Here is a 23,776-nt window from a genome sequence, read left to right as displayed (position 1 = left end):
GACTGACTACCTCCGGCGATCGGCGCGCTTGGATGCCGACCGCTTCGATGTCGCTGTCTTCTTCGCGGCAGACTTCTTGGCGGCGGGCTTGTTGGCGGGCTTCTTCGTTGCGGACTTCTTCGTTGCGGACTTCTTGGCCGCCGACGTGCCGGACGCCGACTTCTTGGCTGCCGACTTCTTGGCCGGGGCGGTCTTCTTGGCCGGGGCGGTCTTCTTCGCTGCCGTCTTCTTCGCGGGAGCGGACTTCTTGGCTGCGGTCTTCTTCGCCGGCGCCTTCTTGGCCGGCGCCTTCTTGGTCGGCGCCTTCTTGGTCGGCGCCTTCTTGGCCGGCGCCTTCTTGGCGGGGGCGGACTTTTTCGCCGCGGGCCGCCTAGCCGGAGCGGCCTTCTTCTCAGCCGACTTCTTGGCCGGGGCCGCCTTCCTGGCGGGTGACTTCTTCGCCCTGGACGGCGGCGGGGCCGCCTCTTCTTCCTCTTCTTCCTCTTCTTCTTCGGGCTCCTCGGGCTCCTCGTCCTCCTCCGGCTCCTCTTCGAGCTCCTCCTCGGGCTCGTCCTCCTCCTCGTCCTCCTCCTCTTCCTCCTCCTCGTCCTCCTCCTCGTCCTCCTCCTCTTCCTCCTCCTCTTCCTCTTCCTCGCCTTCGTCCTCTTCCTCTTCCTCGCCTTCGTCCTCTTCCTCTTCCTCGTCCTCGCCCTCTTCCTCGCCCTCGTCCTCGCCCTCTTCCTCGTCCTCGTAAGCGCCTTCCGGCTCCTCCTCGGACCCCTCGCCCTCTTCCTCGTCGTCCTCCGCCTCATCGACCGGCGCCGTGGTGAGCCGGGCCGTCCGGTCGCCGATGGCGTCCGCCAGGTTGGCCATGGAGCGGTTGGCGGCGGCTGTCACCGCCTGGCGGCCCGCTTCGAGGACCTCGCCCCGCAACTGCTCCTGCAACTCGGCCACTTGCGGTACCTCGCCGAGCCTGCGCATTCCCTCGGCCGCCAGCTGGCGGGGTTCGAGTCCGAACCGGCGCCCGGCCAGATAGGTCGCGACGCTCAGGGCCAGCCGGCCCTTCTTCGTCCGGCCCAGCACGTATCCGCCCACCACGGCGGCTGCAAGGGCCACCTTCGCCTGGTCATCCATGCCTGTCACCTTCTGTAGTCGGTGTCCGGCCGGTCTGCGCGGCATACAGCCGGTCGAGCAGCCTCTCCTCTTCCGCTTCGAATTCCTCCAGCCCGATGTGCCCCTCGTCGAGTTCGTGGTTGAGGGCCGCGAGCTGCGCTCGGATGACTCCCGGGTCGTAGAGCTCGCGTTCGGCGGCGTCCTGCAACCGCTCCGCGACCCACACCACGCCCCGGGCGGGCGCGAGGGGAAGCAGCAGCAGTCCGGAGATCAGCCCCATCGTCAGCCTCCACCGACGGGTGCGGGTGCGCTCCGGTCGCCGGTGCCGACGAAGCTGTAGCAGGGCAGCGGGCCGGCGATGCGGAGGTCGACGCGGTCGCGGTGGGCCGCGGCGAAACGCTCGGCGGTCGCGCGGAACCGGTCGCTGTCGGCCTGTGCCACGAGAAAGGACACGTTGAGCGCGCAGCCGGGAACCTCGGGCCCCCCGGTCGTCGCGCGGGCCATCGGTGCCAGGTCCCGCAACGCACGCCTACCCGCCTCGCCCGCCCGGCGCGCCAGGGCGGAGGCGACGGCTTCGCCCAGGCGCACATTGGCCTCGTAGCCGGGGCGCCTGCGGGTCGCCTCGCGCAGCCGCCGTACGGTCGCGTCCCCGGCCACCAGCGCGGCGAGGGAGTCATGGGCGGGCAGCGCCTTGACGTTCATCTCGATGTGCCCGGCGACCCGGTCCAGGGCGGCGAGGTGGCCCGCCTCCGCCGCGGCCAGCTGGGCACGCAGAGCGTCCTCGTCCGGCGCGACCATGCCGAAGCGCATCGGCAGGACGGGCCCGCTCCCCGCAAGCTGCGCCAGGAGATCCTGGTGGGCCAGCAGGTCGCGGCGCCGGGCGCGCAGCTGGGCTGGGGCGGCGCTGACCACCGCGGCCACCGGGCCCGCGCCGACGGACCGCAGCGGGGCGGGCGGGCTGCCCACCCCCCCGGACTTCCGGGGCAGCGGAGTCCCGGCCCGCACGACCGCGTACACGTACAGTCCCGGCGCTCCGGCGCGTCCCGGCCCTTCGGCGCGCACGTCAGGCCTCCGCTCGGCGTCGGCGACTCGTGCTGCTGCTGACGGGGGCCCGCCGCTTCTTCGGACGCGCGGGCCTCTCCTCCGCCTCCGCCTCGTCCTCGTCGTACTCGTCGTCATCGTCGGACCCACCCGCCCCGACCGCCTTGCGTACGGTGTCGCCGACCGACTCCGCGGCCTTGCGCACCTTCCGCTTGCCGATGGAGCGGGCGGCGGAGCCGCCGAACAGCTCGGGGACGGTGGAACTGCTGGGGTCACGTTCGAGATCGAGGCGGTTGCACGCTTCCGCGAAGCGGAGGTAGGTGTCCACACTGGCCACGACTATGCGTGCGTCGATCTTCAGGATCTCGATACCGACCAGGGAGACCCGTACGAATATGTCGATCACCATGCCCCGGTCGAGAATCAGCTCCAGCACGTCGTAGAGCGTGCCGGCGCGGGGCGGGCACGGAGCGGCACCGTCGACGTAGGTCGTGGTCGTCATGGGAGGTCCTTTCAGCTGTCGGACGAAGGCGGGTCACTCGTCTGCGGCACCGCGCCGGTAGCGTCGGACCCGGGTGTACTCCAGGAGTTCGCAGGCCCCGTCGAGCTGCACCTCGTACGAGGCCAGGAGGCTGGTCGTGTCCGGGATGCGGGGCACTTCGAGGACGTCCACGACGACGCACCAGCCGTCGTCGTCGGAGCGCCGGATCGCGGAGACGCCCTCGGCCGGGTGGCTGATCAGCGCTTCCAGGCTCCGACAGGCGGCGCGGGCGGCATGCTCGGGCCCCTTCCTGGCCGGGGGCTTCTTCCGGGTCCCCGTGGAGGAGCGTTCGGCGCGCGCTGAACGATGGTCTGCCATGGTGACCAGTCTGGTCACTCTGGGGCGCTCCGCATCTCGGGAGAGCCAGTGGTGCGACACCCCCCGCCGGAGGCGGGGCGTGTGACGGGTCGGGCCTCCGCCGGAGGCGGGGGTGTGCGGCGTCAGGCCTCCGCCGGCCGCCGCGCCAGCACGAACCCCTGCGACGCCCGCTCCGGGAACGGCCCCTCCGTCTCCCGCTCCTTCCACAGCACGGCCCGCACCTCCAGGCCCGCCGCCCGCAGCAGCGCGGCCATCCGCTCCGGCTGCCGCCGGTGGAAGACGAGCGAGACGTCGTGGCCCCAGGCCTCCGTCATCCGCAGCGGCTCGTCCCCGGCCTGGAACCCGAGCTGTACGGGGGCGCCAGGAGCCAGCACGCGGTGGAACTCGGCGAAGGCGCGCGGGAGTTCCTCGTCCGGGACGTGGATGGTCGAGTACCAGGCGAGCATGGACCCCTCCGCGAAGCGCAGCCCGGGGTGTTCCTCCCGCGCCACGGCCAGCATGCCCGGGGCGAGGTCGATCCCGAACACGTCGAGTCCCAGGCCGAGTCCGTGCAGGTGCCCCGTGACCCGGCCGGTCCCGCACCCCACATCGGCGACGGGGAGCCCGTGCCCGTCCGCGGCGGCCAGCTCGGCGAAGGCGGAGAGCACGGACCGCTCCACCGGCTTCGCCGCCAACTCCTCGCGGGAGAAGGCGGCGTAGTCGGCGGCCAGGGTGTCGTAAGAGGTGCGGGTGGTGCGGAGGAAGGCGGGTTCGCGTTCGGTCATGAGGAGGAACCTTAGGGCCTCCCTGCCCGACTCCGCGCCCGCCTCCCTGCCCGACTCCCCGCCCTCCTCACCGGCTCAGCAGCCGGAACCGGCGCACCGCCAGCGGCAGGAAGACCAGCGTGATCACCACCGGCCACACCACGGCCATCAGCAGGGCGTGCTCCTCCACCCAGGTACCGCCGCCGGCCACCGGGTTGCCGAACAGTTCGCGGGTGGCGGTCGCGGTCGAGGAGATCGGGTTCCAGGCGGCGATCGTGCCCAGCCAGCCCGGCATCAGGGACGGGGCGACGAAGGTGCTGGAGATCATCGTGAGGGGGAAGGCGACCGCGTACAGCCCGCCCGCCGCTTCCGGGGTGGGGACCAGCAGGCCCAGCCAGACGCCCACCCAGATCAGGCTGAACCGCAACAGCAGGAGCAGCCCGAACGCCTCGAGGGCGGCCATCACCCCGCCGCCCGCGCGCCAGCCGATCAGCAGGGCGGTGAGGGCCAGGATGGTCAGCTCGGCGGCCGCCACCGCCAGGTCGGCCACCCCGCGTCCGGAGGCGAAGGCGGAGGGGGCCATCGGCATGGACCGGAAGCGGTCGACGACCCCCTTGCCGACGTCGGTGACGACGGCCACGGCGGTGTTCATGAAGCCCATGGCCATGGTCATCGCGAACATGCCGGGCATCAGGAATTCCCGGTAGTCACCGCCGCCCGGCACCTCCATGGCGCTGCCGAAGATGTACCCGTACAACAGGACGGACAGGATCGGGAAGCCGAGCTGCCAGACGATGGCCGAGGGCCGGCGCTGGTAGTGGGTGAGGGTGCGGCGGGTAATGTTCCAGCAGTCGGAGACCGCCCAGTGGGCGAGGCCGTGTTCGCGACCGCCGTCGATCACCGCCGGGTTGTTCGCCCGAGGGCTGCTCCCCGGCCTGCTCCGCGGGATGCTCTCCGGGCTGCTCGCCGGACCGCTCCCCCCGGGATCCCCATCGAGCGTCGTCATGCCGCCGCCACCTCTCGCGCGCCGGGAACGCCGACGCCCTGGGAGGTGTCGGCCGTGTCGTGCCCGGTCAGGCGCAGGAACACGTCGTCCAGGCTCGGCCTGCGCAGCCCGATGTCCTCCACCGCGATCTTGTCGTCCTGGAGGCTCCGGGCCACCTCGGTCAGCGCGGCCACCCGGTCGGCGACCTGGGCGTGCACCCGGCGGGTGGTGTCGTCGGTGAGGACGAGCCCGCCCCCGGCCACCCGGCCGACGGCCTGCGCCACCGCGGCCAGGTCGCCCGGGTCCGCGGCGACGACCTCGATCCGGTCGCCGCCGACGCGGTTCTTCAACGCGTCGGGGGTGTCGTCGGCGATGGCCCGCCCCCGGTCGATGACGGTGATGTGTGAGGCGAGCTGGTCGGCCTCGTCCAGGTGCTGCGTGGTGAGCAGCACGGTCGTGCCGCCCGCCACCAGGGCCCGGATCGCGTCCCAGACCTCGCCCCGGCCTCGCGGGTCGAGCCCGGTCGTGGGCTCGTCCAGGAAGAGCACGTCGGGCGAGAGGATCATCGAGGAGGCGAGGTCGAGCCGTCGCCGCATGCCGCCGCTGTACTCCTTGGCGCTCCTGTCGGCGGCTTCCACCAGGTCGAAACGTTCCAGCAGCTCCCCGGCGCGCTGCCGCGCCCCGCGGTTGCCCAGGTGGAAGAGGCGTCCGAACATCTCCAGGTTCTGCCGCCCGGTGAGGCCCTCATCGACGGCCGCGTACTGACCAGCGAGCCCGATCCTGCTCCGTACGCGGCGGGGCTCGCGCCCCACGTCGAGCCCGGCCACCTCGGCCCGGCCGCCGTCGTACCGCAGGAGGGTCGTGAGGACCCGTACGGCGGTGGTCTTTCCGGCACCGTTGGGGCCGAGCAGGCCGTGGACGGTGCCGGGGCGGACGGCGAGGTCGAACCCGTCGAGCGCCCGCTTCTCCGCCCCGCCCCTCCCCTGCACCCGGTACCGCTTGACAACCCCTTCGGCGAGCACCGCGTAGCCGGACACGACCCCGGACACAGACCCGCACCTTCGCCTGGTTTCAGGCATAGACATAACAAACCCCCTACTTCTCCGACCAACCCCGAACCGAATTGAGTACACCGTACCCCAAACCGAGTACGGCGTACCCAGATTGCCTTCGGCGCATTACGCTGACCCCATGGCGAAAGACGGATCAACAGGATCGACAGCGGCGGCGACGGACGGCACCACCACCGGGAGCGGCGACATCGCGCGCAGCCTGGAGCTCCTGTGGGGCACCGGGGACCGCCCCAGCCGCGGCCCCAAACCGGGCCTCACGCTGGACCGGATCGTCACGGCCGCCATCGCCGTCGCGGACGCGGAAGGGCTGCCCGCCGTCTCCATGCGCCGGCTCTCCACGGAGCTCGGCACGGGCACGATGTCGCTCTACCGGTACGTCCCCGGCAAGGCCGAACTCCTGGACCTGATGCTCGACCGGGTGCTGGGCGAGCCCCTGTCCGACGAACGTCAGGGTTCCGACGAGCGCGAGGGCGCCGGCGGCGTCCCCGACGACTGGCGGATGGCGATCAACGGCATGGCTCGGACCTACCTGGACAACCTGCGCCGCCACCCCTGGCTGCTGAAGATCAACCAGGCCCGTACGGTGCTCGGCCCCAGCGCCCTGCGCGGTCTGGAGCGCTCACTCGCCGCCCTGCGCTCCATGGGGCTGCGCGACCCCGAGCTGATCGGCGTGATCATCACGGTCAACAGCTTCGTGGAGGGCCTCGCCCGCACCCAGGGGGACGCGGCCGAGGCGGTGGCGCAGACCGGGCTGAGCGACGAGGAGTTCTGGGACAGCCAGCGCCCCTACCTGGAGCGGGCCATGCTCAGCGGCGCGTACCCGATGATGGCGGGGATGTCGGAGGACACCTTCAGCGCCGACTTCGACCACTTCGCGTTCGGGCTGGAACGACTGATCGCCGGTTTCGAGGTCCTGGTCGCGGAGCGGACGGCGGCCAGGGCGGCAGCGGACCGGTCGGCAGGCTGAGCGAAGGACCGGACATGACAACGCGCCCGGCCCGTGCCCCAATGGGTACATGGACGCGAGCCGGGAGCTAGCCCCTTTCGTGAAGCAGTACGCCGTCCTGCTGAGCACCCACCGGCAGGACGGCACGTCCGTGGGCACGCCGGTCAACATCGCCGTCGAGGGCGATCACGCCTTCATCCGGACGTTCTCGTCGGCCTGGAAGGTCGAGCGGATGCGTAACCACCCGAAGGTGGAGCTCGCCCCGTGCACGATCCGGGGCAGACCCACGGGTCCGCAGATCAGCGCCCACGCACGACTGCTGCGGCCGGGCACGAAGGAGAACACGCACGCGGCACGGATGCTGTCGCGGAAGTACCCGATCGTGCAGGGCGTGCTCGTCCCGCTGGTGCATCGGCTGAAGCGGGACAGGACCCTTCACTACGAGGTGTGGCCGGTGACGAACGGCGACTGAGCGGAGGCCGAGGCCTCAGGCCTCACCCCTGCCCCCGCCTCCGCCGGAGCGCGAACCACAGAGCCCCCACCCCGACGATGATCACCGCACCGAGCCCCACACTGCCCTTGCCGTCGCCGTCCTGACCGTCGCCCGCCCCCTGGGAGGGACTGCCGCTCCCCGAGGGCTTCCCCTTCCCCTCCTGGCCTCCCTTCCTCTGGCCCCCCTCGACCTCCACGCACACGACCCCACTACGCGCCCCCTCGGAGCCGAACATCAGGGCCGATCCGTCCGCCGTGTACGTCACCGACTCCGCCTGCCGCTGGAACGGCGCGGCGACCGACCGGCTCTCCCCGAGGCGGCCGTCCTCGAAGTCGTACACGCGGGCGCTGAAGTACGAGCGCAGCACCAGCGAGCCCCCGTCGGGCGAGAAGGCCCCGTCCGTCACCCACGGCACCTCGCCGACGCGCCGGAAGGTGTTGGTGCCTCCGGAGGTGAGCTTCGCGGGCCCTTCGTAGAGCCCGCCGCCGTCCTCGTTCTTGGAAGCGATGTAGACGCGGCCGGTCTGGGGGTGGACCATCAGCGCCTCGGCGTTGCGGGCCCCGTCGGCGTACTTCACGTCGTACTGGGTCGCGGGGACGGTGGCGTCCCGGAGGGCCTTGGGCTCGGGAAAGCGATAGATCCAGACATGGGACCAGGACCCGTCCAGGTTGTCCCCGATGTCACCGACGTAGATGTCACCGTCGGGCCCGATCGAAACACCCTCCACATCACGCGGCTCCCCCACACCCCGCATCGTGATGGTCGCGACGGTCTTCCCGGTACGGGAGTCGACGGCGAAGACGTGGGGGCCGTCGTCGCTGTCGTTGTGCGTCCAGTAGACGCCGGGATGCAGACGGCTGGCGGCGAGGCCGCTGGACTCGGTGATACGGGAGTCCTCGATCGTGAAGTCACGGTCGGGTTCCCCGTCGGCGGCGACGGCGGGGCAGGCGGCCCCCAGGAGCAGCAGGAGGGCTGCGGCGGGAGTGGCGAGACGTGCCGGGCGGCTCGGATACGGACGCATGGCCCAAGTGTCCACGGTCCCGACCCCGTCCACTCCGGGGCCCGCCCCCGCCCATCCCACCGTGTCCGTCGTCACGTCGCAGGCCACAGCCGTGATCGGCCATGATGACGCCATGCGTTTTCTCCCGGTCGGCGACTCCATGACCATCGGCGCCACCGGCGACTTCACCTGGCGCTACCGCCTGTGGCAACACCTTGAGGCGGTCTGCCCGACTCCGTACGAGATCGTCGGGCCGCGCACGACGCTGTACGACCCCGAGGCGAACGCCCCGCTCTCCAACGCGTACGCCGACCCGTCCTTCCCGCCCGACGCCCGCAGGCACCTGGCGGGCTGGGGCGAGGGGTGGCTGCACATGGCGCCGGCGATCGCGGACGCGGTGCGCGCGGCGGAGGCGGACGTGCTGCTGGTCTCGCTGGGCCTGATAGACCTCGGGTTCTACACGGACGCCGAGCAGACGGCCGCCAACGCCCGCACGTTCATCACGGCGGCCCGCACGGCCAACCCGCACATCCGGATGGTGCTGCTCCCGGTGATACCCAACGTCCGGGCCGAGTCGGACGCCCCCTTCGCCGCCTCCTGTGCCCACTTCAACGAACTCCTCGCCAAGGCCGTGGCGGACCTGGACACCCCGGCCTCCCCGCTCCTGCTGGCCTCGCGCCCGCCGGGCTACGACATCCACACGGACACGTACGACGGCACCCATCCCGGCCCGACCGGCGAACACCTCCTCGCCGCCGCCTTCGCCGACGCGATGCACCAGGCGTGGGGGCTGGGCGGCCCGTACGCCCGGCAGCAGACGACACCGCAACCTCAATTGGCCTGAGCGGCGACCCGACCCGAGCGACGGAACTCTCCCCACAGATCTCCGGGCCACCCTCACCGGCCCGTCCGCCGACGCGCTGCTCCGCGGCCAGGTCACCGTGGAGACGGCACGGCAAGCCGGCACCTGATCTGTTCCTCCACGCGCCAAGGCACATGGGCGTCGCGCCGGAGGCTTGAGCCGTGGTCGAGGACGGCCAGTACGGTCTCCAGGCCGCCCGGGCCGCCGGGATGCGCGCTTTCGCCTACGCCGGGGGAATGACTCCCCCGCACCACCTCGAAGGCCCCGGCACCGTCACCTTCGACGACACGCGCGCCCTGCCCGGCCTCATCGCCGGCCGGTGACCGCCTCGCACCTCCGCACCCTCACCCCACCGGCTGCGACCCCAGCATCGTCAGCGCCAGTTGGGTCAGTTCGCCGGAGACCTCCTCCGGGCGGGCGCGGCGGCAGCGGCGGGTGTGGTGGGCCATCAGTTCGTGGACCGTGCCGACCATCACCATGACGTCGACCCGGTGGTCCCGGTCCTCCGCCTCGCCCCGCTCCACCGCCCGCTCGGCCTCCCCGGTGAGGAACTCCGTCCACAGCGCGCGCCAGAGTTTGCAGTGCTCGTCCACCACCGCGCTCACGCCCAGCACCTCGACGAAGGTCACCCGTGCCTCGCGCGGATCCCGGGTGACGGACTCCACGTACGCGTCGAAGAGGCGCCGGACCCTCTCCGCGATCGGACACTCGTCGATCCCCTCGGAGAGCAGGGCGGCCTCCATGGCCCGCAGGCCGACGGTGGTGACCCGGTTGTGCAGGGCGATGAGGAGCCCTTCCCGTGTCCCGTACTCCTGCCGGAGCACCTCGGGCGTGACCCCGGCCGCCTCGCACAGGTCCGCCTCCGAGGTCTCCCGGTAGCCGACGACGCCGTACAGCTCGCGTGCGGCGTCCAGCAGTCGTTCCCTCGCCTGGGTACGGGCCTGGTCACCGGGCCCCGTCCGCTGAACCGCCCAGCCATCAGCCACCGGTCCTCCTTCAGCGCAAGGTGCGGGAGAGGGCCTCGGCACCTCTGCACGAACCGCCGCCCCATTGTGCGCGCCCGGAGCGCCGCCGGGGCGCCACGCCACACCCGTACGGGCGAATGCCCGCACGCGGAAACGCTTCTTCTCGGCGCGTCCCGGAGCCGGATCGAAACGGGGATCGGTACGGGGATCGGTACGGGGATCGGTACGGCGATCGGTGTACGTCGGCGACCGGGCCTCGGGGCGCCCGCTCTCAGCCCTGCTCGTCCGCGTACGAAAGCGCCTCCCGGTGTTCGTCGACGCTCTGGACGCCGTCGCCCGCCCGCAAGGTCAGGTCACGGGTTCACACGGGGTCGGCTCGCCCCTGACGTACGGGGCGGGGGTTGGCGTCCCCGCACCCGCCGAGCGGGAGGCGGGGCCGGCGCGCCGTAGACCGCCCCGCGCGCAGGCGCCTCCCGGTCAGGCCTCGCCGTCCGGCGGCTCCACCCGCGCCAGCCACGCGGTCAACAGCCGCTCCAGCGCCTCCGCCTCCCGCGGGTCCAGCGCGTCCAGCAGGTTCCGCTCGTTGCGCATGTGCTCGGTGAACGCCCGGTCGATCAGGGACCGGCCCGCCGGGGTCAGCGCCACCACACGGCCCCGGCCGTCCCCCGCCGAGCGGCGCCGGGTCACCAGGCCGGCGCGCTGGAGGCGGTCGATCCGCTTGGTCATGGCCCCCGTGGTGACCATCGTGTGCGCGGCCAGCTCGCCCGGCGCCCGCTCGAACGGCTCCCCGGCCCGGCGCAGCGCGGCCAGGACGTCGAACTCGCCCTCGGACAGGCCGTGGGTCCGGTAGACGACGTCGAGGCGGGCGGTCAGGAGGTGGCCCAGGCGGTGCAGCCGGCCGATGACGGCTTGCGGGGACACGTCCACGTCCGGGCGCTGCCGCGCCCATTCGGCCTGGATGCGGGCCACATGGTCGAGACCCGCGCCTTCCGGGGCGACGTCCCGAAAATTACCTTCCATGGAAGGCATAATAGCTTCCATGGAAGGTAACCTGAAATGGTCGCTGGTCACGGCGGTGGCCCCCGTGGCCTGGGGCACGACCTACTTCGTCACGCGGGAGTATCTGCCCGAGAGCCATCCGCTGTACGGCGCCGCCTTCCGGGCCGTGCCCGCCGGGCTGCTCCTCATGGCCGTCTGCCGGAAGCTGCCGCACGGGAGCTGGTGGTGGAAGTCCCTGGTACTCGGCGCCCTGAACATGAGCGGCTTCTTCGCACTCGTCTACGTGGCGGCGCAGCGCCTCCCCACCAGCCTGGCATCGATCATCATGGCCCTCGCGCCCCTGTTCATGATGATGCTCGCCTGGCCGCTGGTCGGTGAGCGGCCCGGCTGGAAACACCTCGCGGGGGCCATGACCGGCGTCGGCGGCGTCTGCCTGATGGTGTTCACGGCCGCCGGTTCGGTGGACGCGATCGGCGTGCTCGCCTCCGTCGGGGCCATGGCTATGTCCTCGTACGGGTATGTCCTGGCCAAGCGGTGGAGCGGCGGGGTGGACGTACTCGCCGCCACCAGCTGGCAGTTGCTCGGCGGTGGGCTGCTGCTCGCGCCGTGCGCGGCCTTCGTGGAGGGCGCGCCGCCCGCGCTGGACGGCCCCGCGCTCCTCGGGTTCGGCTACCTCGCGGTGGTGGCCACGGGCATCGCCTTCGCCGCCTGGTTCCTTGGGCTGAAGCACCTGCCGGCGGGGACGGTCGGCCTGCTGGGGCTGCTCAACCCCGTGACGGGCGTACTGCTGGGGCTCCTGCTCGCCGGCGAGAGCCTCTCGGGTCGGCAGGTCCTCGGCCTCGTACTCACCCTGTGCGGGGTCGTGCTCGGCCAGCGCGCCGCACGGACACCCGCACCACCGCCCGAGGCCCCCGAACCCGCCGAGACCCTCGAGCCCGCCACCCCGACCGAGCACCCCTCCCGCATCACCCCTTCACCGTGAACTCCGCCCTCAGCAGCACCTCGTCCCGCGACGACGGACCCACCAGCAGCTCGAAGCGGCCCGGCTCCACCACGCGCCGCCCTCGCGTGTCCACCAACGTGCAAGCGGCCACCGGGAGTTCGACAGCGACCTGCCGCGACTCCCCCGGGGCCAGCGCGACCTGCTCGTACGCCTTCAGCTCCTTCTCCGCCCAGGTCACGGACGTCACCGCGTCGCTCACGTACACCTGGAGGGTCTCCAGCGCGGGCCGGGCACCGGAGTTGGTGAGCGTCACCCGGGCACGTACCGTCTCGGTCGGCTCGACGACCGCCGTCAGCAGCTCCAGGTCCGTGTACTCGACGGTCGTGTAGCTCAGGCCCTCCCCGAACGCGAACGCCGGGCTCTGCGTGAGGTCCGCGTAGCGCGTGCCGTGCTGGCCGCGGACCTGGTTGTAGTACGTCGGCTGCTGCCCCGCGTGCCGGGCGAAGGAGAGCGGGAGCCGGCCGGTCGGTTCGATCAGGCCGAGGAGCAGCTCCGCCACCGCCGTACCGCCGAGCATGCCCGGGTTGGCCGCGTACACGATCGCCGCCGCACCGAGCGCGGACGGCGGCAGCACCAGCGGCTTGGAGCTGATGACCACGACGACCAGCGGCTTGCCCGTCGCCGCCAGCGCGTCGAGCAACGCGACCTGGTCACCCACGAGTTCGAGGGTGGCGGTCGACTTGCCCTCGCCGATCAGCTCGATCCGGTCACCGACGACGGCGACCACGTGGTCGGCGGCCTCGGCGGCGGCGACGGCCTCGCCGATCAGCGCGGGGTCGGGCGAGGCCGGGACGACGACCTCGGGGCGCGGCTGCCCGTCGAGGAAGAACTCCCCCTCCGGGTCTGGCCCGACGTCCAGGATGCGGGCGCCGGGCGCGTACGTCACGGTCCAGTCGGCGGGCACCCGGTCCCGGAAGCCGTCGAGGACGGTACGGATCATGGCGCGCGGCTGCCCGTCGGGGAGCCAGTCCGCCTGCCCGGAGGATCCAGCCCAGTCACCCAACTGGGTCTGCGCGTCATCGGCGTTGGGGCCGACGACGGCAACCGTACGGGGGCCGGAGGCCGTGGCTCGGGCCCGTCCGCCGCCGTGCGCGGTGAGGGCGCCCGGGTCCACCGCCTCCAGGCCGCCCGCCAGCGGCAGCGTGCCGTCGTTGGTCAGCAGCACCAGCGAGCGCCGGGCGGCCTCCAGGTTGAGCTCCGCGTGCGCGGTACTACCGATGAACTCGGCCTGCCGGGCGGCGTCGGGGTGGCGGGGGTTCTCAAAGAGGCCGAGTTCGAACTTGAGCGTCAGGACGCGGCGTACGGCGGCGTCGATCTCCGCCTCGGTGAGCGCGCCCTCCGCCACCGCCTCCTGGGCGCCGTCGAAGAACTTCCACGTCGTCATCACCATGTCGTTGCCCGCGCGGACCGCCGCCGCCGACGCCTGCGCGTAGTCGGCGTAGATCCTCTGCTCCCACACCATGCGGCCGACGTTGTCCCAGTCGGTGACCAGCGTGCCGGTGTAACCCCACTCGCCGCGCAGCACCTCGCCCAGCAGCCAGTCGTTCACGGTGATCGGCACGCCGTCCATGGACTGGTAGCCGAGCATGAACGTCCGGCAGCCCTCCTTGGCGACCCGCTCGAACGGCGGCAGGAACCACGAGCGCAGCTTGCGCCGGGAGATGTCCGCCTCGCTGGCGTCTCGGCCGCCCTGGGTCTCGGAGTACCCGGCGAAGTGCTTGGCGCAGGCCAGGATCGCGGTCGGGTCGGTCAGCCCCTCGCCCTGATAGCCGCGCACCATCGCGGAGCCCAACTCCCCGATGAGATAGGGGTCTTCTCCGAAGGTCTCGCTCACCCGGCCCCACCGCAGGTCGCGGGTGATGCAGAGGACCGGCGAGAACGTCCAGTGCACCCCGGTCGCCGCGACCTCCACCGCCGTCGCCCGCGCGATCCGCTCCACCAGGTCCGTGTCCCAGGTGGCCGCCATGCCGAGCTGCGTCGGGTAGATCGTCGCCCCCTCCCAGAAGGAGTGGCCGTGGATGCAGTCCTCCGCCACGAGCAGCGGGATGCGCAGCCGGGTCTTCTCGGTGAGGGCGGCCGCCTCCAGCACCCGCTCGGGCGAGGCGTGCAGGATCGACCCCGCGTGCAGCTCCTCCACGAGGTGCCGCACGCCCTCCTTGGCGTTGAGCTGGAGCATCTGGCCGACCTTCTCGGGCAACGTCATGCGGCCCAGGAGATCGGAGACCCGGTCCGCGACGGGGAGCGCGGGGTCGAGGTACGGCGGCAGGAGGCCCACAGGAGTTCCTTTCACGACGGCACTCCGCAGTACCGTACGCTCAATACCGACCGCTCGGTAAGTATTCATCCCTGTGAGAATCCGGGGCGGAACGAGAGAGGCGTTCGATGACAGCGGGTGAATGCGCGTGACCCCGGGACCTCAGCGCGGCTACGCCAAGGGCCGGGCCAAGCGGATCGAGATCCTCGACCAGGCGATGACCCTGTTCGGCGAGGCCGGCTACCGGGGTGCCTCGCTGCGCGTCATCGCCACCCGATGCGGCATCTCCCACCCGGGCCTCCTGCACCACTTCCCGACGAAGGAGGCGCTGCTCCTCGCGGTGCTCCAGCGCCGCGACGACGTGGACGACGAGTGGCTCGCCCTGGGCGTCACCCGGGGCGTCGACCATCTGCGCCGGCTGGTGGACCTCGCCGAGCTGAACGCCAAGCGGCGCGGGATCGTCGAGCTGTTCTCGGTGGTGGCGGCGGAGGCCACCGCCCCCGACCACCCGGCACACGCGTACTTCGAGGCCCGCTACCGTACGTCGGTCGCCAACACCGAACGCGCCTATCACCAGGTCCGGGAGGCGGGCGAGCTGCGCGACGGCGTCGAACCGGCGTCCGCTGCACAGCAGTTGATCGCCCTAATGGACGGCCTCCAGATCCAGTGGCTGATCAGCGACTGCACGACGGACATGGCAGGCGTCCTGCGCGCTCACATCCAGGCCCAGTTGACCGTGGAGTTCTGAGAGGTCCCCACGAGGGGGTCCCCACCAGGGGGTCCGGGCCGGCCACCCCGCACACACACCTCTGCTGTTACCTGACACCGGGGCCGATACCTGGCCACCCGGCGACCCGCGCGCCCCCGCCCGCACTCATGGTGGCGCTCAGCGCAACGCGGTCAACCGGGGGGGCTTCAGGGGCTCACCCGGTCAACCCCCCGCCGCTTCGCGAGCCATGCCATCCCCAGGCAGTACAGCGGGGCGAAGACGAACTCGACGACCATCGCCTGCCACGGGGCATCGGCCGCCGTCTCGGTGGAGGCGAGTTCGCCGAAGCCGGCCGCGAGGCCGAAGGCGAGCAGGTTGTTGGCGACGTGGAGGGTGATCACCGCCTCCAGGCCTCCGGTGCGGATGACCAGCCAGCCCCACCACAGCGCCGAGTAGAGGAGCAGGACGAACCCGGTGAGTTCGCCGAACCCGTGGGCCAGGGCGAACAGGAGCGACGCGAGCACGACGGCGGGCCAGGGCGACCGCACGGCCCGCCCGATCACCTGGACCAGCCAGCCCCGGAAGACGTACTCCTCGGCCGCCGCCTGGAACGGCACCAGCACCGCCAGCACGGCCAGGCTCACGAGAAAGGCGGTCCAGCCGGGAAAGCCGTCCCCGGTCGGTTCGGCGGACTCCTCCCCCCAGGTCCACGCGAACAGCACGCCGAACTGGACGATCACCAGCGGAAAGGCCACGGCGGCGCACAACCCGAGCCACTTCCACCGCAACCGGCCCAGGACCGAGGAGACGGTACCGGCCGGACGCCTGCCCAGATAGCGGGCGCCCCACAGGACGATGGGCATCCCGATCGCGATGCCGACGAGCTGGAGGGCCATGTCGGCGACCGGGTCCTCGAAGAACACCTCGCTGTCCGCCGACGCGGGACCCGCGTCCAGCACCGCCGCGAGGACGGCCCCGACCATGGAGACGACCAGGATGCCCACGACGACCAGGAGCAGGACGACCGACAGCTCCCCGAGCCACGCGAACCTGCCGCCCTGCCCGTTGCGCCCCTGCTGGTCGTAGCGCGCCCCGGCCTCGGCCCGCACGGGACCGGCCTGCGGGACGGGCCCGGGCGGGGGCAGCTGCCAGCCGGGTCCGGGGCCCTGCGGCGGCCAGCCGGGGCCTGGCCCCTGCTGCCAGCCGACTCCAGGGCCCTGCGGCCAGGTGGGCCCGCCGCCTGGAGGCGTGGGCGGGGGCGGGTCCCAGGGCGAAGGAGGTATATCAGGTTTCACACAGGGATCTTCCTGGCGCCCGGCCCCCGAGGTCAATGCGGCGCCCGCCCCGCTGTCCCGGCACCGTACGCGGGCCGGGGCCCTCTCACTGCCGCCAGAACAAGTGGTGCGTCACTCCGCTCGGGCTGGGCACGACCTCCAGGTGGAACCGGTCGAGCAGCTCGTCGGGCGAGTCCCAGAGACGTAGCCCGGTCCCGAGCGTCACCGGCGAGAGCACCACGTGCAGCGTGTCGACGAGGCCCCGGCTCCCCCGGGGTCCGTACACATCGGCCAGCGCGCACAGGACCCGGAGCCCGTCGAGAGCGGGGATCCGCCCGTGTGCGGACGGCGCCGCATCCTCCTGGCGTGTTGTAGATCCCGGATGCGGCAGGGCATTGCCGTCAGGCCGTTTCGAGCGCCCCCAGGTACCAGGAATGGAAGTCTGCCGCTATGTGGTGCTCGTGCGGGACGAGAACACCGCCGGTTTCATAGGCGCTGGACTTCATGTTGAGCTGGCACATCTCGCAGACTTCGAAATCCTGTCGGTTCACCCGGTGAAATAGTTCGACGGAATGATCGAGTCGCGCACCCTCCGGTACGCCTTTTGCGAACAGCCAGTCACACTCGACGATCGTGCGTTCCGCGGAAATAGGGAAAAGCCGGTGAAAAATGACGTGGTCGGGAACGAAGTTGATGAAGACCTGAGGGTTGATGGTGACCCCCCAATATGTGCGGTCCTGGTCCTCGGTGATGCCGGGGAGCTTGCCGAACCCACCGGTGCCGTCGACGCTGAACGCCTCCGCATCTTCCCGGAAACTGAGGCCGCGTCCCGCGTAGTACTGAGCCGCGTAACCCTGGACGCATTCGGGAAGTACGCTCGTCAGCTCGGGGTGGATGGAAGCGCAGTGATAGCACTCCATGAAGTTCTCGACGATGATCTTCCAATTGGCCTTGACGGTGTAGCTGATACGGCGGCCGACCTTCAGCTCCGCCATCTGCCAGCTGTCGATGGCCTGTTCGTCGTCGAACCGCCGGGTGATCGCGTGGACGACGGCCTCCTCGAAGGACGGCGGCTCCTCGGCGAGGCAGACCCACACATAGCCGAGGTATTCCCGCACGTGGAGCCGCTTGAGGCCCCAGTCACTGCGGTCCACATCGGGCATCTTGGCGAGGTGCGGCGCCGACACGAGCCGGCCGTCGAGGCCGTAGGTCCACGAGTGGTACGCACACCGGAGGTTGCGCCTGACCTCTCCGTACTCCTCTTTGCAGAGCAGGAACCCGCGGTGCCGGCAGACATTCAGGAAGGCCTGGACCGCACCGTCGTGCCCACGGACCACGACCACGTTCTCCCGGCCCACTCGTGCCGTGCGGAACTTGCCGGGAGTGGGCACGTCCGACACGTGCGTGACGGCGAACCAACTCCGGTGGAATATACGGTCCCGCTCCTGCTCGAAGATCTCCGGATCGCTGTAGTAGCGACCGGGCGGGGTCGCCATCAGGCTGGGCACGGTGGTGGTCACTTCCCTTCCCTTCCTCGCCGTCGGCGGCAGCGAACCACCGGTCAGCTCTCCTTTATCGGCGGGCCTTCACCTACTGCCATCCACAGAAGTACCCGGAGTCTCCTCAAGACCACAAGACTTTTCAGACCACGGCCCCAGGTCCGCAACTTGGGATAAAGACAGCGAGGCACGCGCCCGGTTCTCCGTAACTCACCGTTTGCGCACGTGGAATCCGACCGGCAGCGCAGGCGTCCTGTGAAGTATTCCGAGAACGGGCGAGCAATCCACGAGATGCCGATCCGAACGGGTCTGACCAACGCTGGTTGAACTGCCACCCCAAGGAGGAATTGAGCATGGTGGAAGATCTGCTCACCCGAACCGTCCCGGAACCTGGCCTGAGTTATGCGTGTGGCGTCGGCGACGTTCCGCTTCTGGACGAGACCATCGGAGAGAACTTCGACCGGATCGCCGCATCCTTCGGCGCCCGCGAAGCTCTGGTGGACTGCGTGACGGACCGCCGGTGGACGTACGCCGAACTGGCCGACGACGTCGACACCATGGCCCGAGGGCTCCTCGCACTCGGGATCACCAAGGGCGACCGCGTCGGTCTGTGGGTGCCCAACTGCGCGGAGTGGACCCTGACGCAGTACGCGACGGCCAAGATCGGCGCCATTCTCGTCACCATCAACCCCGCCTACCGCACCCACGAATTGGAGTACGTGCTCAACCAGGCGGGGGTGCGGCTCCTCGTGGCCGTGAAGAGCTTCAAGTCCTCCGACTACGAGAGCATGATCGCCGAGGTGCGGCCCGCGTGCGCGAGTCTCGAGCACGTCTGTCTCATCGGGACCGACGACTGGGACACCCTGCTGGCCGGCGGGGCGCACATCACTCCCCGGGAGCTGGCGGAGGCCGCGGCGTCCCTGGATGCCGGGGAGCCGATCAACATCCAGTACACCTCGGGCACGACGGGGTTCCCCAAGGGCGCGACGCTCTCGCACTTCAACATCCTCAACAACGGTTACTTCGTAGGCGAGTTGTGCAACTACACCGAGGCCGATCGCGTCTGCATCCCCGTCCCGTTCTTCCACTGCTTCGGCATGGTGATGGGCAACCTCGCGGCGACCAGCCACGGCGCGTGCATGGTGATCCCGGCCGCGGCGTTCGACCCCAGCGCGACCCTGGATGCCGTCCATACCGAGCGCTGCACCTCGCTGTACGGCGTTCCGACCATGTTCATCTCGGAGTTGGCCCATCCGGCCTTCGACTCCTTCGACCTGTCCTCCCTGCGCACCGGGATCATGGCGGGCGCGCCGTGCCCCGTCGAGGTGATGATGCGGGTGATCGACGAGATGGGCATGGCGGAGGTGACCATCTGCTACGGCATGACGGAGACCTCCCCGGTGTCCACCCAGACCCGTGCGCGCGACTCCCTGGAGCGCCGGGTGTCCACGGTGGGGCGCGTCGGCCCGCATCTGGAGGTCAAGGTCGTCGACCGGGAGACGGGCGCCCTGCTGCCCTGCGGCGAGCAGGGCGAGGTCTGCACCCGGGGCTACTCGGTGATGCAGGGCTATTGGGAGCAGCCGGACAAGACCGCCGAGGCCATCGACGCGGAGGGCTGGATGCACACCGGCGACCTCGGAGTCATGGACACCGACGGCTATCTGAGCATCACCGGACGGCTGAAGGACGTGGTCATCCGCGGCGGCGAGAACCTCTACCCCCGGGAGATCGAGGAGTTCCTCCACACCCACCCCGACGTCCTGGACGCACAGGTCATCGGCGTACCGGACCAGCACTACGGCGAGGAGTTGATGGCCTGGATACGGATGCGGGAGGGCACCGAGCCGCTCACCGCCGCGTCACTGCGGACGTTCTGCACCGGCAAGCTGGCGCACCACAAGATCCCCCGTTACCTACGTGTCATCGACGAGTACCCGATGACCGCCAGCGGCAAGGTGCGCAAGGTGGAGCTGCGCGAGCTCGCCGCCGAACTGCTGCGCGTCGGCCGGCTGGAGAGTGCCTGAGCGGCCGGGCAGTGGCCGCACACCGCTGAGGCCGGGCATCGCCGCCTGAGCGGACGGTAGTTCAGTCTCCCCCCCCCGCGTGCCGTTCCCCAGCGGCGCGCACCGCCCACACGCGCCACCACAGGAGGGTTTCGTCATGACCGCCGAACTCGCACCACAACCAAGCACACCGGACCTTCCGCCGACCGCCTCGGACACGCACACGGGACGGCGGGCGGTGGGAGGACGCCTGCAGTCCCTGACCGGTCTGCGGTTCATCGCCGCGTTCCTTGTGCTGATCGGCCACGCCGCCTACGTGCCCGTGTTCGCGGATGCCGCGGCGTACGAGTACTTCCACGCCCACGGGCTCAACCTGGGGTACCTCGGCGTCTCAGTGTTCTTCGTCCTCAGCGGGTTCGTGCTGACCTGGGTGGCCAGGGCGGGCGACCCCGCGAAGTCCTTCTGGCGACGACGAGCGGTCAAGATCCTCCCCACCCATGTCGTCGTCTTCGGATTCGGCGTCGTCTTCCTGCTCGCGCAGGGCCTGCCGGTCAAGCCGATCGAGGCGACCGCGACGCTGCTTCTGGTGCAGGCATGGCTGCCCGACAGCTCCTTCGTCATCCACTCCGTCAACGGCATCACCTGGTCGATCTCCGTCGAGCTGGCCTTCTACGCGGTCTTCCCCCTGCTCATCGTCTGGGTACGGCGCATCAGGCCCGAGCGCCTTGTTCACTGGTTCACGGCCGTCGCCGTCGCCGTGCTCGCCGTTCCCGTGTTCTCGTCCCTCTTCCTGGCGGGCCCGGACAGCCCCGTGCTGCCGGGCCTTTCCTGGGCGCAGCTGTGGGTCGGCTACTTCAGCCCGCCCGTCCGCGGCCTCGAGCTGGTCGCGGGCATGCTGACCGCCCGGCTGATCAGCGAAGGCAGGTGGACGCTGGGTGTGGGCGTGCTGCCGGCGTCTCTCGCCGTGGCCGGGGCGTATGTGCTCACCCTGTTCCTGCCGGTGGTGTACGGCTTCGGCGCGTTCTTCACCGTGCCGGTCGCCGTGCTGGTCGCCGCTTTGGTCACCCGCGACATACAGGGCCGCGGCAGCTGGCTCGGGCGAAGGCCGATGGTGTGGCTCGGCGAGGCCGCGTACGGGTTCTGCCTGATCAACCTGATCGTCCTGTTCACGATTCACATGGTGCTCGGGAGGCCGGTCATGGGCACCGCGGCCGCGGTCCTGTACCACCTGGGGACGGGCCTGGTCTGCGTCGTCGTCGCGCGGTTGTTGTACGTGCTCATCGAGATGCCGGCGACGCGCCGATGGGGGCGGAAGTCGGACGCCGGACAGCGCAAACCGAAAGATCCGGCGGTCTCCGGTCGGGTGTGACCTCCTAGACTCCAGCAGGACTTCGCTGGAGTCTAGGGAGTACCCACCTCCGTATCCGTATCCGGTACGGCTCCGTCCGCCGCAACGGCCGCGAACCGCTCCCGCCAAGGCGGAGGCTCGGGGGCCGCGTCGGCCCGGGCCTGCGCGTCGGCCCAGAAGGCGCGTTGCTCCTCCCGGTGACAGGGACCACAGGTGGTGGCCCACGGGACATGGGGCCGGAACATGTGCTCCTCGCCCGGCCCGGTGATTGACCACCGACCACCCGGTCACTCGGAGCGCCGACCGTCGGAAAGTGCGCACTCGGAGCGGGAGCAGTACCCACCAGCTCGTACCCGTCGGCCGGAACCCCGGCCCGCAGCCGCGCGGCCTGGTCGTCCGTCAGCGGGGCGTTGGAGAACACCTGCACGGTCCGCCACCGCCCGCCGGCGACGGACTCCCGCTTCTCATGGACGTGCCCGCTCGCCACCAACTCGGCGAGCTGCCCAGTGGCGGAGTGGAGCCCGGCGAGCGGCTCGTGGACGCCCTGTGCCGGGAGATTCTGGAGGAGACCGGCCTCACCGTCACCCGGGTCGCCGGGCATGTCGGCAGCTTCGACTACGCCTCCCGAAGTGGGCGCAGAACGCGGCAGTTCACCTTCGCGGTCACCGTACGGGCCATCGGGCCCATCACCCTCACCGAGCACGACGACGCCGCCTGGGCCGACCCGGGTGACCTGCCGGCCGTCAGCGACGAGACGCACGCCCTCCTGGTCGGCTGACCAGGCCGACAGGCCGTCGTTCGGGCCCGGGTGCAGCCGCCGTCGGCGAAGAGTTCTGCGCCGGTGACGAACGACGAGGCGTCCGCAGCCAGGAAGAGGGCGGCCTCGGCGAGCTCCTCGGGGTCGGCCAGCCGCTCAGGGGCACGCGGCCTCGGCGAACCGGTCGGCGTCCGCCCCCGCGACGCGCAGCAGGACAGGGGCCCGCGTGGGTCCCGGGCTGAGGACGTCGACCCGGAATCGGCGCTCAGCATCCGTCCGAATGCGGTTCCGCTGTGGGCAGGCACTCGGCGAGCAGGTCGACGACGTCGCGCCAGGCTCGCTGCGCGTGCTCTGGGTGGTAGCCGACGCCGGGGACCGTGGGGTGGTCGACCGGCGGGTGGTGGAAGGCGTGCAAGGCGCCGCCGTAGACCGTGAGGCGCCAGTCGACGCCCGCGGCCTGCATCTCGGCGGTGAACGCGTCCCGTCGCGCGGGCGGCAAGATCGGGTCCTCCGACCCGACCCCGGCCCACACCGGGCAGCGGATGCGCGCCGCCTCGCCCGGTCGGCCCGTGATCAGTCCGTTGACCGTCCCGATCGCGCGCAGGCTGACGCCGGCGCGCCCGAGTTCCAGCCCGACGGCGCCCCCGGTGCCGTAGCCGACGGCGGCGATCCGGTCGGGGTCGGTCCGCGGTTCGGCGCGCAGCACTTCGAGCGCCGCGTGGCCGACACCCCGCATCCGGTCGCAGTCGGCGAGCAGCGGCAGGCAACGGGCCAGCATCTTCTCGGGGTCGCCCAGATAGCGCCCGCCGTGAAGATCGAAGGCCAGTGCTACGTATCCCAGTTCAGCGAGAGCGTCGGCCCGGCGGCGCTCGACGTCGCTGAGCCCCGTGCCCTCCGGTCCGAGCAGCACCGCAGGCCGGCGGTCCACACCGGCGGGGAGCGCGAGGTACCCGACCATCGTCAAACCGTCGGCCGGATACTCGACCGTACGCGTCGCAATCGTCGTCGTGCTCGTCGTGCTCGTCGTGCTCGTCGTCTTCGTTGTCTTCGTCGTCTTCGTTGTCATAAGACTGGACCGTAGTGATCGTCCAGCCCGATCCGGCTGCTGTTCTGCCGCTGGCAGAGCCCCGCAACCGGGCACAGCCCGGCCGGCGACGACCGACCTGGTGCCATCACGGCCCCATGATGTGCCGGACAGTGCCTAGGCTGGGTGGCCACGGGGCGCTCTGCCCCGCGCCCCTGCCGCCGCGTCCCGCTGGAGGGTTTCCCGATGATCACCTGGCGTCGGCTCACCGAGGACGACTTCCCGTTGCTGATGTCCTGGCTGGAGCGTCCGCACGTGGCCCGGTGGTGGAACCACGAGACCTCGGCCGAGGCCGTGCGACGGGACTTCGGGCCCGCCGTCAGGGGTGATGAGCCCTCTGAGGAACTGCTCGCCCACCTCGACGGCACTCCGTTCGGCCTGATGCAGCGGTGCCGGCTGGCCGACTACCCCGAGTATCTGGTGGAGGTCGCCACGTTGATCGACGTCCCTTCCGGGGCCATGACCATCGACTATCTGATCGGCGAGCCGCAGCTCGTCGGCCGGGGGCTCGGGCCGCGGATGATCCGGTCGGCCGTCCAGGCGATCTGGGACGAGCATCCCGAGGCCTCGTGTGTCCTGGTGCCCGTGTCGGCCGCCAACCGTGCCTCCTGGCGGGCGCTGGAGAAGGCCGGGATGCGGCGGGTCGCCGAGGGCGAACTCGAGCCGGACAACCCCGTCGACGGGCGGGCCCACTACCTCTACCGGGTGGATCGGCCCTGACCCTGATGTCCGACGGAGCCTGCCGCGCCAGGGCCGGCACGCTCAGGCCGAACACCATCACCCCCAG

The 23,776-nt window shown here is 71.1% G+C and carries 24 protein-coding genes and 3 pseudogenes; 10 read left to right on the top strand and 17 right to left on the bottom strand.

All coding sequences use genetic code 11. The features are described 5' to 3' along the window. Positions 1–6: 6 nt before the first annotated feature. From AMK21_RS12520 to AMK21_RS12485, 8 genes are all read right to left on the bottom strand, one after another. Positions 7–1,113: a histone protein gene (locus AMK21_RS12520; RefSeq protein WP_073877198.1), complete on the bottom strand. Its 1,107-nt coding sequence runs from the start codon at positions 1,111–1,113 to the stop codon at positions 7–9. Next, positions 1,106–1,372: a gas vesicle protein GvpG gene (locus AMK21_RS12515; protein ID WP_030567135.1), complete on the bottom strand. Its 267-nt coding sequence runs from the start codon at positions 1,370–1,372 to the stop codon at positions 1,106–1,108. Before AMK21_RS12515 ends, AMK21_RS12520 begins: the two co-directional genes overlap by 8 nt. 2 nt (positions 1,373–1,374) lie before the next feature. Next, positions 1,375–2,154 carry a GvpL/GvpF family gas vesicle protein gene (locus AMK21_RS12510; RefSeq protein ID WP_073877195.1) on the bottom strand — a complete coding sequence of 260 codons (780 nt, stop codon included), beginning with the start codon at positions 2,152–2,154 and terminating at the stop codon, positions 1,375–1,377. 1 nt (position 2,155) lies between these two features. Then, a complete protein-coding gene (gene gvpJ / locus AMK21_RS12505) occupies positions 2,156–2,635 on the bottom strand; it encodes a gas vesicle protein GvpJ (RefSeq protein WP_073877193.1) in 480 nt (159 codons plus the stop codon). Between the two features lie 33 nt (positions 2,636–2,668). Then, positions 2,669–2,992 carry a gas vesicle protein gene (locus AMK21_RS12500; protein ID WP_073877926.1) on the bottom strand — a complete coding sequence of 108 codons (324 nt, stop codon included), beginning with the start codon at positions 2,990–2,992 and terminating at the stop codon, positions 2,669–2,671. A gap of 122 nt (positions 2,993–3,114) precedes the next feature. Beyond that, positions 3,115–3,756, bottom strand: coding sequence for a class I SAM-dependent methyltransferase (locus AMK21_RS12495; RefSeq protein ID WP_073877191.1), 642 nt, complete (start codon positions 3,754–3,756; stop codon positions 3,115–3,117). 67 nt (positions 3,757–3,823) lie between these two features. After that, the gene (locus AMK21_RS12490; RefSeq protein ID WP_234421915.1) at positions 3,824–4,741 is read right to left on the bottom strand and encodes an ABC transporter permease; all 918 of its coding nucleotides are present in this window, start codon (positions 4,739–4,741) and stop codon (positions 3,824–3,826) included. Beyond that, positions 4,738–5,799, bottom strand: a complete 1,062-nt coding sequence (locus AMK21_RS12485) for an ATP-binding cassette domain-containing protein (protein ID WP_073877188.1) — start codon at positions 5,797–5,799, stop codon at positions 4,738–4,740. The genes AMK21_RS12490 and AMK21_RS12485 overlap by 4 nt, the downstream gene beginning before the upstream one ends. A gap of 112 nt (positions 5,800–5,911) precedes the next feature. Between AMK21_RS12485 and AMK21_RS12480 the strand changes: the two genes are divergently transcribed. Next, the gene (locus tag AMK21_RS12480; protein WP_073877186.1) at positions 5,912–6,760 is read left to right on the top strand and encodes a TetR/AcrR family transcriptional regulator; all 849 of its coding nucleotides are present in this window, start codon (positions 5,912–5,914) and stop codon (positions 6,758–6,760) included. A 49-nt stretch (positions 6,761–6,809) separates the two neighbouring features. Beyond that, a complete protein-coding gene (locus AMK21_RS12475) occupies positions 6,810–7,211 on the top strand; it encodes a PPOX class F420-dependent oxidoreductase (protein WP_073877184.1) in 402 nt (133 codons plus the stop codon). Between the two features lie 22 nt (positions 7,212–7,233). On the opposite strand, the gene AMK21_RS12470 is transcribed toward AMK21_RS12475, so the two are convergent. Next, the gene (locus tag AMK21_RS12470; protein WP_073877922.1) at positions 7,234–8,253 is read right to left on the bottom strand and encodes a hypothetical protein; all 1,020 of its coding nucleotides are present in this window, start codon (positions 8,251–8,253) and stop codon (positions 7,234–7,236) included. Between the two features lie 112 nt (positions 8,254–8,365). On the opposite strand from AMK21_RS12470, the gene AMK21_RS12465 reads away from it, so the two are divergent. Together AMK21_RS12465 and AMK21_RS12460 are read left to right on the top strand one after the other, a co-directional pair. Then, a complete protein-coding gene (locus tag AMK21_RS12465; protein ID WP_234421913.1) occupies positions 8,366–9,076 on the top strand; it encodes a GDSL-type esterase/lipase family protein in 711 nt (236 codons plus the stop codon). Positions 9,077–9,183: 107 nt separating this feature from the next. After that, a pseudogene (locus tag AMK21_RS12460) lies at positions 9,184–9,417 on the top strand (HAD-IA family hydrolase); the annotation flags it as partial. Positions 9,418–9,438: 21 nt separating this feature from the next. Here the strand turns inward: AMK21_RS12460 and AMK21_RS12455 are convergent. Together AMK21_RS12455 and AMK21_RS12450 are read right to left on the bottom strand one after the other, a co-directional pair. Further along, positions 9,439–10,080: a TetR/AcrR family transcriptional regulator gene (locus AMK21_RS12455; protein WP_073877182.1), complete on the bottom strand. Its 642-nt coding sequence runs from the start codon at positions 10,078–10,080 to the stop codon at positions 9,439–9,441. A 456-nt stretch (positions 10,081–10,536) separates the two neighbouring features. After that, positions 10,537–11,079 (bottom strand): MarR family winged helix-turn-helix transcriptional regulator, encoded by a 543-nt coding sequence (locus AMK21_RS12450; protein ID WP_073877180.1) that lies wholly within the window; start codon positions 11,077–11,079, stop codon positions 10,537–10,539. 19 nt (positions 11,080–11,098) lie between these two features. Here AMK21_RS12450 and AMK21_RS12445 point away from each other — a divergent pair, with 19 nt between their 5' ends. After that, positions 11,099–12,040 carry a DMT family transporter gene (locus tag AMK21_RS12445; RefSeq protein WP_073877178.1) on the top strand — a complete coding sequence of 314 codons (942 nt, stop codon included), beginning with the start codon at positions 11,099–11,101 and terminating at the stop codon, positions 12,038–12,040. On the opposite strand, the gene AMK21_RS12440 is transcribed toward AMK21_RS12445, so the two are convergent. After that, the gene (locus tag AMK21_RS12440; RefSeq protein WP_073877175.1) at positions 12,024–14,336 is read right to left on the bottom strand and encodes a glycoside hydrolase family 3 N-terminal domain-containing protein; all 2,313 of its coding nucleotides are present in this window, start codon (positions 14,334–14,336) and stop codon (positions 12,024–12,026) included. The two genes, AMK21_RS12445 and AMK21_RS12440, sit on opposite strands and share 17 nt — an antisense overlap. A gap of 127 nt (positions 14,337–14,463) precedes the next feature. Between AMK21_RS12440 and AMK21_RS12435 the strand changes: the two genes are divergently transcribed. Next, entirely contained in the window at positions 14,464–15,063 is a 600-nt protein-coding gene (locus AMK21_RS12435; protein WP_073877918.1) for a TetR/AcrR family transcriptional regulator, read from the top strand. A gap of 167 nt (positions 15,064–15,230) precedes the next feature. On the opposite strand, the gene AMK21_RS12430 is transcribed toward AMK21_RS12435, so the two are convergent. From AMK21_RS12430 to AMK21_RS12420, 3 genes and pseudogenes are all read right to left on the bottom strand, one after another. Next, positions 15,231–16,133: a CPBP family intramembrane glutamic endopeptidase gene (locus AMK21_RS12430; protein WP_073877173.1), complete on the bottom strand. Its 903-nt coding sequence runs from the start codon at positions 16,131–16,133 to the stop codon at positions 15,231–15,233. Between the two features lie 271 nt (positions 16,134–16,404). Next, a pseudogene (locus AMK21_RS12425) lies at positions 16,405–16,560 on the bottom strand (deaminase); the annotation flags it as partial. A 139-nt stretch (positions 16,561–16,699) separates the two neighbouring features. Further along, positions 16,700–17,818, bottom strand: coding sequence for an aromatic ring-hydroxylating oxygenase subunit alpha (locus tag AMK21_RS12420; protein ID WP_374194569.1), 1,119 nt, complete (start codon positions 17,816–17,818; stop codon positions 16,700–16,702). 332 nt (positions 17,819–18,150) lie between these two features. Between AMK21_RS12420 and AMK21_RS12415 the strand changes: the two genes are divergently transcribed. From AMK21_RS12415 to AMK21_RS12405, 3 genes are all read left to right on the top strand, one after another. Continuing rightward, positions 18,151–19,821: an AMP-binding protein gene (locus AMK21_RS12415; RefSeq protein WP_073877171.1), complete on the top strand. Its 1,671-nt coding sequence runs from the start codon at positions 18,151–18,153 to the stop codon at positions 19,819–19,821. Positions 19,822–19,957: 136 nt separating this feature from the next. After that, complete coding sequence (locus AMK21_RS12410) at positions 19,958–21,169, top strand: acyltransferase family protein (RefSeq protein WP_079181145.1); 1,212 nt, start codon at positions 19,958–19,960, stop codon at positions 21,167–21,169. A gap of 445 nt (positions 21,170–21,614) precedes the next feature. After that, positions 21,615–21,926 carry an NUDIX hydrolase gene (locus tag AMK21_RS12405; protein WP_079181144.1) on the top strand — a complete coding sequence of 104 codons (312 nt, stop codon included), beginning with the start codon at positions 21,615–21,617 and terminating at the stop codon, positions 21,924–21,926. A gap of 80 nt (positions 21,927–22,006) precedes the next feature. Here the strand turns inward: AMK21_RS12405 and AMK21_RS12400 are convergent. Both AMK21_RS12400 and AMK21_RS12395 read right to left on the bottom strand, forming a co-directional pair. Beyond that, positions 22,007–22,177, bottom strand: a pseudogene (locus AMK21_RS12400) (hypothetical protein); the annotation flags it as partial. Continuing rightward, positions 22,171–22,971, bottom strand: coding sequence for a dienelactone hydrolase family protein (locus tag AMK21_RS12395; protein ID WP_073877169.1), 801 nt, complete (start codon positions 22,969–22,971; stop codon positions 22,171–22,173). The gene AMK21_RS12395 and the pseudogene AMK21_RS12400, both read right to left, overlap by 7 nt. A 204-nt stretch (positions 22,972–23,175) precedes the next feature. Between AMK21_RS12395 and AMK21_RS12390 the strand changes: the two genes are divergently transcribed. Continuing rightward, the gene (locus AMK21_RS12390) at positions 23,176–23,709 is read left to right on the top strand and encodes a GNAT family N-acetyltransferase (protein ID WP_073877167.1); all 534 of its coding nucleotides are present in this window, start codon (positions 23,176–23,178) and stop codon (positions 23,707–23,709) included. Positions 23,710–23,776: the final 67 nt, after the last annotated feature.

The organism is Streptomyces sp. CB00316 (assembly GCF_001905595.1).
Lineage (GTDB): Bacteria > Actinomycetota > Actinomycetes > Streptomycetales > Streptomycetaceae > Streptomyces.
Note: the sequence above shows the minus strand (reverse complement) of the source record. Positions and strands in the feature narration are given on the sequence as shown.

Coding starts and splice junctions, on each gene's coding strand:
- AMK21_RS12520 (WP_073877198.1), bottom strand. CDS start 1,113: ATGGATGACCAGGCGAAGGTGGCCCTTGCAGCCGCCGTGGTGGGCGGA.
- AMK21_RS12515 (WP_030567135.1), bottom strand. CDS start 1,372: ATGGGGCTGATCTCCGGACTGCTGCTGCTTCCCCTCGCGCCCGCCCGG.
- gvpJ (WP_073877193.1), bottom strand. CDS start 2,635: ATGACGACCACGACCTACGTCGACGGTGCCGCTCCGTGCCCGCCCCGC.
- AMK21_RS12500 (WP_073877926.1), bottom strand. CDS start 2,992: ATGGCAGACCATCGTTCAGCGCGCGCCGAACGCTCCTCCACGGGGACC.
- AMK21_RS12495 (WP_073877191.1), bottom strand. CDS start 3,756: ATGACCGAACGCGAACCCGCCTTCCTCCGCACCACCCGCACCTCTTAC.
- AMK21_RS12490 (WP_234421915.1), bottom strand. CDS start 4,741: ATGACGACGCTCGATGGGGATCCCGGGGGGAGCGGTCCGGCGAGCAGC.
- AMK21_RS12485 (WP_073877188.1), bottom strand. CDS start 5,799: ATGCCTGAAACCAGGCGAAGGTGCGGGTCTGTGTCCGGGGTCGTGTCC.
- AMK21_RS12480 (WP_073877186.1), top strand. CDS start 5,912: ATGGCGAAAGACGGATCAACAGGATCGACAGCGGCGGCGACGGACGGC.
- AMK21_RS12475 (WP_073877184.1), top strand. CDS start 6,810: ATGGACGCGAGCCGGGAGCTAGCCCCTTTCGTGAAGCAGTACGCCGTC.
- AMK21_RS12470 (WP_073877922.1), bottom strand. CDS start 8,253: ATGCGTCCGTATCCGAGCCGCCCGGCACGTCTCGCCACTCCCGCCGCA.
- AMK21_RS12465 (WP_234421913.1), top strand. CDS start 8,366: ATGCGTTTTCTCCCGGTCGGCGACTCCATGACCATCGGCGCCACCGGC.
- AMK21_RS12450 (WP_073877180.1), bottom strand. CDS start 11,079: ATGGAAGGTAATTTTCGGGACGTCGCCCCGGAAGGCGCGGGTCTCGAC.
- AMK21_RS12445 (WP_073877178.1), top strand. CDS start 11,099: ATGGAAGGTAACCTGAAATGGTCGCTGGTCACGGCGGTGGCCCCCGTG.
- AMK21_RS12415 (WP_073877171.1), top strand. CDS start 18,151: ATGGTGGAAGATCTGCTCACCCGAACCGTCCCGGAACCTGGCCTGAGT.
- AMK21_RS12410 (WP_079181145.1), top strand. CDS start 19,958: ATGACCGCCGAACTCGCACCACAACCAAGCACACCGGACCTTCCGCCG.
- AMK21_RS12405 (WP_079181144.1), top strand. CDS start 21,615: ATGGACGTGCCCGCTCGCCACCAACTCGGCGAGCTGCCCAGTGGCGGA.
- AMK21_RS12395 (WP_073877169.1), bottom strand. CDS start 22,971: ATGACAACGAAGACGACGAAGACAACGAAGACGACGAGCACGACGAGC.
- AMK21_RS12390 (WP_073877167.1), top strand. CDS start 23,176: ATGATCACCTGGCGTCGGCTCACCGAGGACGACTTCCCGTTGCTGATG.